This window comes from Micromonospora andamanensis (assembly GCF_016863495.1).
In the GTDB taxonomy this organism is placed as follows: Bacteria; Actinomycetota; Actinomycetes; order Mycobacteriales; family Micromonosporaceae; genus Micromonospora; species Micromonospora andamanensis.
The window spans coordinates 44448-52648 of sequence record NZ_BOOZ01000050.1; the positions used below are offsets into that span (position 1 = coordinate 44448).

Consider the following 8201-nt stretch of genomic DNA (forward strand, 5'->3'; position numbering starts at 1 on the left):
CCCGGCATGGTGGGGAGCCCGGCACGGTGAGGTCGGGTGCGGTGGGGTCGGGTGCGGTAGGGGCTGGGTCAGCGGCGGGTGCCGCAGGTGGGGCAGGGTGCGCTGGGGCTGCCGCCGAGGCGACGGCGCAGAGCCACGGCGGCCGGCAGCACGGCCGGCCCGAGCAGCCCGACGGTGAGGGCGGCGCCGACAAGGGTCGGGTAGGTCGGACGCGGTGCACCACCGAGACCGTCCACCGCCCCGGCCAGGATGTGCACGCTGAGCAGGCCGATCGGGGTGAGCAGGACGACCACCGCCCAGCCGCCCCGCCAGTCCCGTCGCATGGCCAACCCGACCGCGAGCAGCACCCCGACCCCCAACAGCACCATCCCGGTCGCCGGCAGCACCTGTTCGGCGCTCCACCGATAGGCGTCCCAGTAGTACGCGTGCCCGAACACGTACCCACCCACCGCTGCCACGATCGGCAGGGCCCGAGCCGGCAACGGCAGGTGGCTGTCGACGGCGAGCGCCAGCACACCGAGGGCGACCTGTGGCACAAGCACCAGCAGCGGCGGCCGGGGCAGGCCGGCGACCGGGCTCACCAGGAGAACCGCCACGGTGGCCAGCACCGCCCCGGCGACGGCCACCCGGGTGGCCCGGCCCGGTGCGACGAGCACGAGGACCGCCACGACCAGCCATGCCAGCCACGCGACGATGCCTGTCGACGTGAACGGGCCGAACACCGGCACGCCCGCCTCGGCGGGTGGCGGATACTGCTCGACGAGTGCCCAGAAGCCGGCCAGGAAGGCGGCGGTGGTCAGCGCGAGCAGCGCCGCGAGGCGTACCCCGGGGGCCAGGTCGTTGGCGCCGGCGGCCCGCAGCCGCTGGCGGAGACCTCCACGCACGAGGTCGGCGGCGTCCGCGACGGAGGGCCAGCGTCGTCGCGGGTCCGCCAGGTCGAGGTACGTCCCGACGATCTCGTCGCCCCGGTCGTGGCGATAGTCCATCGGGTACGCCCGCAGCAGGTGCCGGTAGCGACGCTCAAGCGTGCTCATGCCGGCCCTCCGCTTCGCTGCGTGCCGGCCTGAGGCTCAAGTGGACTGCGTTGATGATTCGCTCGCTGACACTCGCTCATGCCAGACCTCCGGCGGTACGCGGTGCGAGCGGCTGCACCGAGCGGGCGCGGAGTCGGGCGGTGGCGGCCTCGACGTTGCGGCGCAGCCGTTCGGTCTCGGCGGCGAGCGTCGCGTCACCGGTGGGGGAGAGGCGGTAGTAGCGGCGCAGCCGCCCGTCGACTGTCTCCTCCCGGTCGAGTTCGACCAGGCCGGCGTCGGTGAGCCGGTCCAACGCGCCGTAGAGGGTGCCGGGGCGCAGCGACAGCCGCCCGTCGGAGAGGGCCGCGACCTCGCCGATGATCGCGTAGCCGTGCATCGGCTCGCGGGCGAGCGCGGTCAGGATGAGGAAGGTGGGTTCGCGTAGCGGAGTGTCCACCCGCTGAATATATCGGACGCGAAGATATTGCGGGGGCCGACATGCCACGGGCCGGCCCCGCGAAGTGCGGAGCCGGCCCGGATGGCGCTGAGCGATCAGCAGTCGAAGTACATCGCGAACTCGTGCGGGGTCGGGCGCAGCCGCACCGGGTCGACCTCGTTGGCCCGCTTCCAGTCGATCCAGGTGGAGATCAGGTCGGGGGTGAAGACACCGCCGTCGAGCAGGTAGTCGTGGTCGGCCTCGAGCGAGTCGAGCACGGCCGGCAGCGAGCCCGGCACCTGCTTGACGTCGCCCCACTCCTCCGGCGGGAGGTCGTAGAGGTCCTTGTCGATAGGCGCCGGCGGCTCGATCTTGCTCTTGATGCCGTCCAGGCCGGCCATCAGCATCGCCGAGAAGGCGAGGTAGACGTTCGCCGACGGGTCCGGCACCCGGAACTCGACCCGCTTGGCCTTGGCGTTGCTGCCGGTGACCGGGATGCGGGTGCAGGCGGAGCGGTTGCGCTGCGAGTAGACCAGGTTGACCGGCGCCTCGTAGCCGGGCACCAGGCGGCGGTACGAGTTGACGGTCGGGTTGGTGAAGGCCAGCAGCGACGGGGCGTGGTGCAGCAGACCACCGATGTACCAGCGGGCCATGTCGGACAGGCCGGCGTACCCGGTCTCGTCGTAGAACAGCGGCTCGCCGCCCAGCCAGAGGCTCTGGTGGGTGTGCATGCCGGAGCCGTTGTCGCCGAAGAGCGGCTTCGGCATGAAGGTGGCGGTCTTGCCGGCGGCCCAGGCGGTGTTCTTCACGATGTACTTGAAGAGCTGGAGCTGGTCACCGGCGTGCAGCAGGGTGGAGAACTTGTAGTTGATCTCCGCCTGGCCGGCGGTGCCGACCTCGTGGTGCGAGCGCTCCACGGTGAAACCGGTGTCGATGAGCCGGCGGACGATCTGGTCGCGCAGGTCGGCGTAGTGGTCGACCGGCGGCACCGGGAAGTAACCACCCTTGTACGCGGTCTTGTAACCGCGGTTGCCGCCCTCCTCCTCACGACCGGTGTTCCAGGCGCCCTCGATCGAGTCGATGTAGTAGAAGGCCTGGTGGGCGGAGGTCTCGTGGCGGATCGAGTCGAAGATGTAGAACTCCGCCTCGGGGCCGAAGTAGGCGGTGTCCGCGATGCCGCTGGCAGCGAGGTACGCCTCGGCCTTCTTCGCCACGTTGCGCGGGTCACGCGAGTACGCCTCGCGGGTGAACGGGTCGTGGATGAAGAAGTTCAGCGCGAGGGTCTTCTGCGCGCGGAAGGGGTCGATGAAGGCGGTCGCGACGTCCGGGAGCAGGAGCATGTCCGACTCATGGATCGCCTGGAAGCCGCGGATCGACGACCCGTCGAAAGCGAGACCGTCAGTGAAGAAGTTGTCGTCGACGGACTCCACCGGCAGGTTGAAATGCTGCATCACGCCGGGCAGGTCACAGAAACGAACGTCGACGAACTTCACGTCCTCGTTCTTGAGGTATCGCAGGAGTTCCTCGGGATTGGCGAACACTCGTCCTCCTGGCACGTCCACGGGTAGCTAGGCTCCTGGCGACGCTATGGCCGTGCGGTTGCCCGGCCATGTCTCCAGTGTTTCTGCCGTGTTACGTCCCTCGCGTTGGGTCACCCCGGTGCCTGACCCGGACACCTCACACCCGAGGAACGGGTCCGGCTGTGCCAGTGTAGTGAAACTTGATGAGGTTGGTCCTTTTTGGCGCCACGCGTCGGCCCGGCCCCGACACCCGTGCCGATCCGCCCGGCGTCCGTTCCGGTCGGCCCCGACGGCCGGGTCCGGCTCGGTTCGGCGCCAGCTTCCGCTTCCGGTACGCGTACGCTTCCCGCCGGGCGTCGGGCCTGCACCGGGTCGGTTCCGGCGCTGACTAGGCTCGTGCGGGTGACCACCCAGCCGCGTCCCTCGCCGCCCCCCGCCACGGACCCCGACTTCGTCCCGGCCGACCTGGGTCGCCGGTTCGGGGCGCTGGTCATCGACTGGATTCTCTGCCTACTCGCGTCCGGGTTGTTCGCCAGCCCGGCCCGGGACGCCTGGGCACCGGTGCTGGTGCTGATCCTGCTGTACGGCGTCTTCCTGGGCCTGTTCGCCCAGACCCCCGGCATGTACCTGACCCGGATCCGGTGCGTCGACTGGACCGACGGCGGCCGGATCGGTCTGCTCCGGGCACTGCTGCGTGGGGTGCTGCTGGCCCTGGTCGTCCCCGCCCTGCTGATGGACCAGCACCGGCGCGGCCTGCACGACCGCCTCACCGGCTCCGTCGTCACCCCCGCGCAACGGTGATCCGTCCCACTCTCGCGCTGGCGCGCTGACCCGCGAAACGCATGAACCCGCGCAGCGGTGATCCGTTCCGCTCGCGCGGACCCGCGAAAGGCATCACCCCCGCGCATCGCCGATCAGGGGTGCTGATCGGCGGCGCACGGGGGTGCGGGTCTGCCGTGGAACAGGGCGGCTGGTCAGCGACCGCGCGACTGGCGGAACGCGCCGCGCGGCGGGCGCAGGTTCTTGGGTATGGCCCCCTTGGGCATCTGCGGGCGGGCGGTAAGAGCCTTGAGCCGCTTGTCCAGGGAGTTGACGTCCTTGCCGCTGAGATTGCGGGGCAGCCGCATCAGCGTCATCCGCAGCTTACGGATCGGCAGCTCGCCCTCGTCCTGCCCGATGACGTAGTCGTAGAGCGGGGCGTTGCCGATCACCTTGGCGAGTCGACGCTTTTCCTGGCCGAGCAGCCCGCGGACCCGCTGCGGGTTGCCCTCGGCCAGCAGGATCACGCCGGGACGGCCGATGACCAGGTGCACCATGTCCATCTGGGTGGTCGAGCTGACCGCCGGGGAGACCCGCCAGTCACCGCGCATGTTCTCCATGATCTGCGCGGCGGCGCCCGGCTGCCCCTCGGCCGCGTTCATCATCGCCCGGTTCGACCGGAGGTTGAGCACGATCAACAGGCAGAGCAGGGCGAACAGGATGCCCAGCGGCAACCAGAGCCAGCCCCAGAGCGCGACCGCGACAACGGTCAGCGCGAGCGGGATCAGCACCGCACCGGTCGCCAGCGGGGCGAACCACTTGTCCTGCTTGGCGGTGAACCGGAACACCAACCCGATCTGCTTCAGCCGCTGGCCGAACGAGACCTTCTCCTGGGGCTTTGCCATGGCGTCGAGTCTAGTGGTCGCCCGCCGCACCGTTGATCCGCGGCCGGCTGAGTACCTTACGACCCCGCTACGCCGCCAACGACCCGGCGTAAGGAGGGCGAGCGGGCACAGATCAGGCACTCTGCCCATGCCCCGGCGGCACCTTCGCGAGCAGAGTCAATGTCACCAGTTGACGACGATCGCAGGGAGCCCGACATGTTCGGTCACGACGCCAACCTCATGCTCACCCTCTACCGTACGCACTCCGCCGAGCTGCGGGCCGAGGCCGCCCGGGACCGGCTGGCCCGGTCGCTGCCGCACCGCTCGGCACGCGGCTGGCTGAACCGCAGGCATCACCGCACGGGTACCGACGAGGCCCGTCACTGAGCGCGCCGGGATGGAGAACCAGCCGCCCCGCGCCCGCCCCGACACCAGCACAGGTGCCGGGGCCGGCGCGGTTACGGCCATCGACGGCGACACCAGCACCGGCCCGGACGTCAGCGGAGGCACAGTCACCAGCAGGATCGTCAGAACCGGTTCGGTCGCGGACACCGCTACAGGCGCCGGCAGCGGCCCGACGGACGGGAGCCGAGAGAACGGCCGGCAGGGCGGCGAGGCTCGGCGTGGCATGCTCGGTGCCGTGACCGTCCGCCCCACCAGTACCGTCCTCGTCGGCCGCCAGCGTGAGATGACCCGGCTACGCGAGGCGGTCGCCCGCGTCCGCGCCGGGGAGCCGGTCACCCTCCTGGTCGGCGGCGAGGCCGGGGTGGGTAAGACCCGCCTGCTGGAGGAGTTCGGGCGCTCCGTCGGCGACAACGCCCGCCTGCTGGTCGGGCAGTGCCTCGAACTCGGTGAGGCCGGCCTGCCGTTCGCCCCGTTCGCCGCGGTTCTGCGGGCGGTGCTGCGCCGCGACGGGACCGGCGTCCTCGACGGGTACGACGGCGAGTTCGCCCGCCTGCTGCCGGAGCTGGCCCGACCGGCCGGCGTCACCGCGCCCGCCGCCGCACCACCCTCGGACGCCCCCCGTGGCTACCTGTTCGACCTGGTCGCCCAGCTCTTCGGCCGGCTCGCCGCCGACCAGCCACTGATAGTGGCGATTGAGGATCTGCACTGGGCGGACCGGTCGACCCGCGATCTGATCGGCTTCCTGGTGCGGGCGGGCCACCCCGGCCCGCTGCTGCTGGTCTGCACCTATCGCACCGACGAACTGCACCGGGGCCACCCGCTGCGGCCCTTCCTGGCCGAGCTGGACCGGGCCCGGGGTGTCGAGCGGGTCGAGCTGTCCCGGCTGGAGCGGGACGGCACCGGGGCGGTCCTCGCCGGCCTACTCGGTGCCGAGCCGGCCGCCCGGGCGGTCGACGACATCCACGACCGTACCCAGGGCAACCCCCTGTTCATCGAGGAACTGGCCGCCGCCGGCAGCCCGATCGGCTGCGCCGCGCTGCCGGACACGCTGCGCGATCTCCTGCTGGCCCGGGTGGACCGGCTGCCCGAGCCCGCCCAGCGGGTACTGCGGATCGCCGCCGCCGGTGGCAACCGCCTGTCCCACCAGTTGCTCGCCGAGGTCGCCGGCCTGCCCGAGGCGGAGCTGGACGACGCCCTGCGGGCCGCAGTCGCCGCTCAGCTGCTGGTCGCCGACCCGGACGGCGACTACGAGTTCCGGCACGCCCTGGTCCGCGAGGCGGTCCACGACGAGCTGCTGCCCGGTGAGCACGCCCGGCTGCACGCCCGGTTCGCCGCCGCCATCGAGGCTCAGCCGTACCTGGTCGCCGCCGGCCGGGCCCCGGCCGAGATCGCCCACCACTGGCACGCAGCCCACGATCATCCCCGAGCCCTGGTGACCGCCCGGGTGGCCGCCTGCGCCGCCGCCGACAGGTACGCGTACGCGGAGCAGACCCGGCTGCTGGAACGGGTACTGGAATTGTGGGAGCTGGTGCCCGACGCGGCCGACCGGCTCGGCATGGATCACCTCGCGGTGCTGGAGGAGACACTCAGCGCGGCGACCACCGCCGGGGACTACAAGCGCGCGCTGACCCTGACCCGGGCCGCGTTGGCCGAGGTGGACTCCGGGGCGCAGCCGCTGCGTGCGGCACGGCTGCTGGACCGGCGCGGCCGGATGCTGGCCATGCTCGGCAAGAGCGACGGCGCGACCGAGCTGCGGGAGGCGTACCGGCTGGTTTCCGGGGTGACGGACGGTCCGGAGCGGCTGCTGCTGCTCGCCGACCTCGCTGATCATCTGGCCCGCATCGACCATGCCGACGCGGCCCGGATCGCCGCCGAGGTGGTGACCGCGGCGCAGACCGGTGGCACCGACTGCGCACTGCTGCCGGTGCAGCTCGCGGTGCTCAGTCGCCGGGAGGGCGCGGCGGATCTCGGGCTGGCCGAGCTACGCCGCTGTGAGGCGCTGGCCCGCGCCGCCGGGGAGGTGCCGGCGCTGGTCAGCGCACTTGTGCACATCTCCGACGTGCTCTTCGAGTTGGGCCGGTACGACGAGTCGGCGCAGGCCGCCGCCGACGGGATGAACGAGGCGCGTCGGGTCGGCATCAGTCGCTCCACCGGGGCGTACCTGCTCTCCAACCGGGCGGAGGCGCTGCTGGCGCTGGGCCGCTGGTCGGAGGCCGACCAGGTGTGTGCCGAGGCGGCCCGGCTCGACCCGCCGGGTGTCTCCGGGCTGCACTGGCTGCAACTGCGGGCCGTCCTGCGGTTGGCGCAGGGGCATCCCCGCGCCGACGAGACGGTCGGCCGGGCGTTGGGTTTCCTCACCAAGCCGTACCTGCATCCGCACAACCGGCTGCCGTTGCACCAGTTGCGCCTGGAGGCGGCGCTGGTGGCCGACGACCGGTTCGAGGCGGTCCGGGCGGCGCAGGCGAGCCTGGCCGATCCCGCGATCGTCGACTACCCCCGCTACGGCTGGCCGGTGCTTGCCGCGACGGCGCGGGCCGCCCGGCACACTGGCGACGAGGAGATGGCCGCCGAGGTGGCCACGCTGGCTGGCGGCGTCGCGGCCCGGTTCCCCGCCGAGCGGGCGTACGCCGCCGAGGTCATCGCGACGGCCGGTGCCGGGCCCCTCGCCGCCTGGCAGACGGCGGTGGCGGCCTGGCGGACCGCCGGTCAGCCCGGGGAACTGGCGCGGGTGCTGCTGGGGTACGCCGAGGCGGCGGCGGGCGCGGGGGAGCGGGACGAGGTCGGCGCGGCGGTGAGCGAGGCCGCCGCGCTGGCCGACGGGCTCGGCGCGATCCGGCTCGCCGAGCGGGCGGCCACCCTGGCCCGCCGGGTGGGCCTGCGTGGTGCGGGCCGGGGTCGCCCCGGCGCGGATCTGCTCACCGAGCGGGAACGCGAGGTGCTGCGCCTGGTCGCCGCGGGACACAGCAACAGCCGCATCGCCGAGCAACTGTTCATCTCGCCCAAGACGGCGAGCGTGCACGTCTCCCGGATCATCGCCAAACTGGACGTGACGAACCGCGTCGAAGCCGCCGCCATCGCCCACCGCCTCAACCTCCTCACCGACCACCCCTGACCCAGCCTGCGCCGATCATGCAGTTGTGGTCGTGGACATATGCCGCATAAAGCGGCAGAACAACAACCACAA

General features: G+C 72.2%; 7 protein-coding genes. 3 read left to right on the plus strand and 4 right to left on the minus strand.

Going from position 1 to position 8201, the window contains the following annotated elements:
- Window positions 1-68 precede the first annotated feature (68 nt).
- The 3 genes from Van01_RS28030 to glnA form a co-directional block, all read right to left on the minus strand.
- Window positions 69-1034 (minus strand): hypothetical protein, encoded by a 966-nt coding sequence (locus tag Van01_RS28030; protein ID WP_204013830.1) that lies wholly within the window; start codon window positions 1032-1034, stop codon window positions 69-71.
- Between the two features lie 76 nt (window positions 1035-1110).
- Complete coding sequence (locus Van01_RS28035) at window positions 1111-1470, minus strand: PadR family transcriptional regulator (RefSeq protein ID WP_204013834.1); 360 nt, start codon at window positions 1468-1470, stop codon at window positions 1111-1113.
- Window positions 1471-1565: 95 nt separating this feature from the next.
- Complete coding sequence (gene glnA, locus Van01_RS28040) at window positions 1566-2990, minus strand: type I glutamate--ammonia ligase (protein ID WP_204013837.1); 1425 nt, start codon at window positions 2988-2990, stop codon at window positions 1566-1568.
- Window positions 2991-3371: 381 nt separating this feature from the next.
- Here glnA and Van01_RS28045 point away from each other — a divergent pair, with 381 nt between their 5' ends.
- Window positions 3372-3770 carry an RDD family protein gene (locus tag Van01_RS28045; RefSeq protein ID WP_204013840.1) on the plus strand — a complete coding sequence of 133 codons (399 nt, stop codon included), beginning with the start codon at window positions 3372-3374 and terminating at the stop codon, window positions 3768-3770.
- 173 nt (window positions 3771-3943) lie between these two features.
- On the opposite strand, the gene Van01_RS28050 is transcribed toward Van01_RS28045, so the two are convergent.
- On the minus strand, window positions 3944-4633 hold the full coding sequence (locus tag Van01_RS28050) for a DUF4191 domain-containing protein (RefSeq protein WP_099850809.1): 690 nt from the start codon (window positions 4631-4633) through the stop codon (window positions 3944-3946).
- Between the two features lie 195 nt (window positions 4634-4828).
- Here Van01_RS28050 and Van01_RS28055 point away from each other — a divergent pair, with 195 nt between their 5' ends.
- A complete protein-coding gene (locus Van01_RS28055) occupies window positions 4829-4999 on the plus strand; it encodes a hypothetical protein (protein WP_199172285.1) in 171 nt (56 codons plus the stop codon).
- A gap of 10 nt (window positions 5000-5009) precedes the next feature.
- The gene (locus Van01_RS28060) at window positions 5010-8129 is read left to right on the plus strand and encodes an ATP-binding protein (RefSeq protein WP_239099354.1); all 3120 of its coding nucleotides are present in this window, start codon (window positions 5010-5012) and stop codon (window positions 8127-8129) included.
- The last annotated feature ends 72 nt before the right edge of the window (window positions 8130-8201 follow it).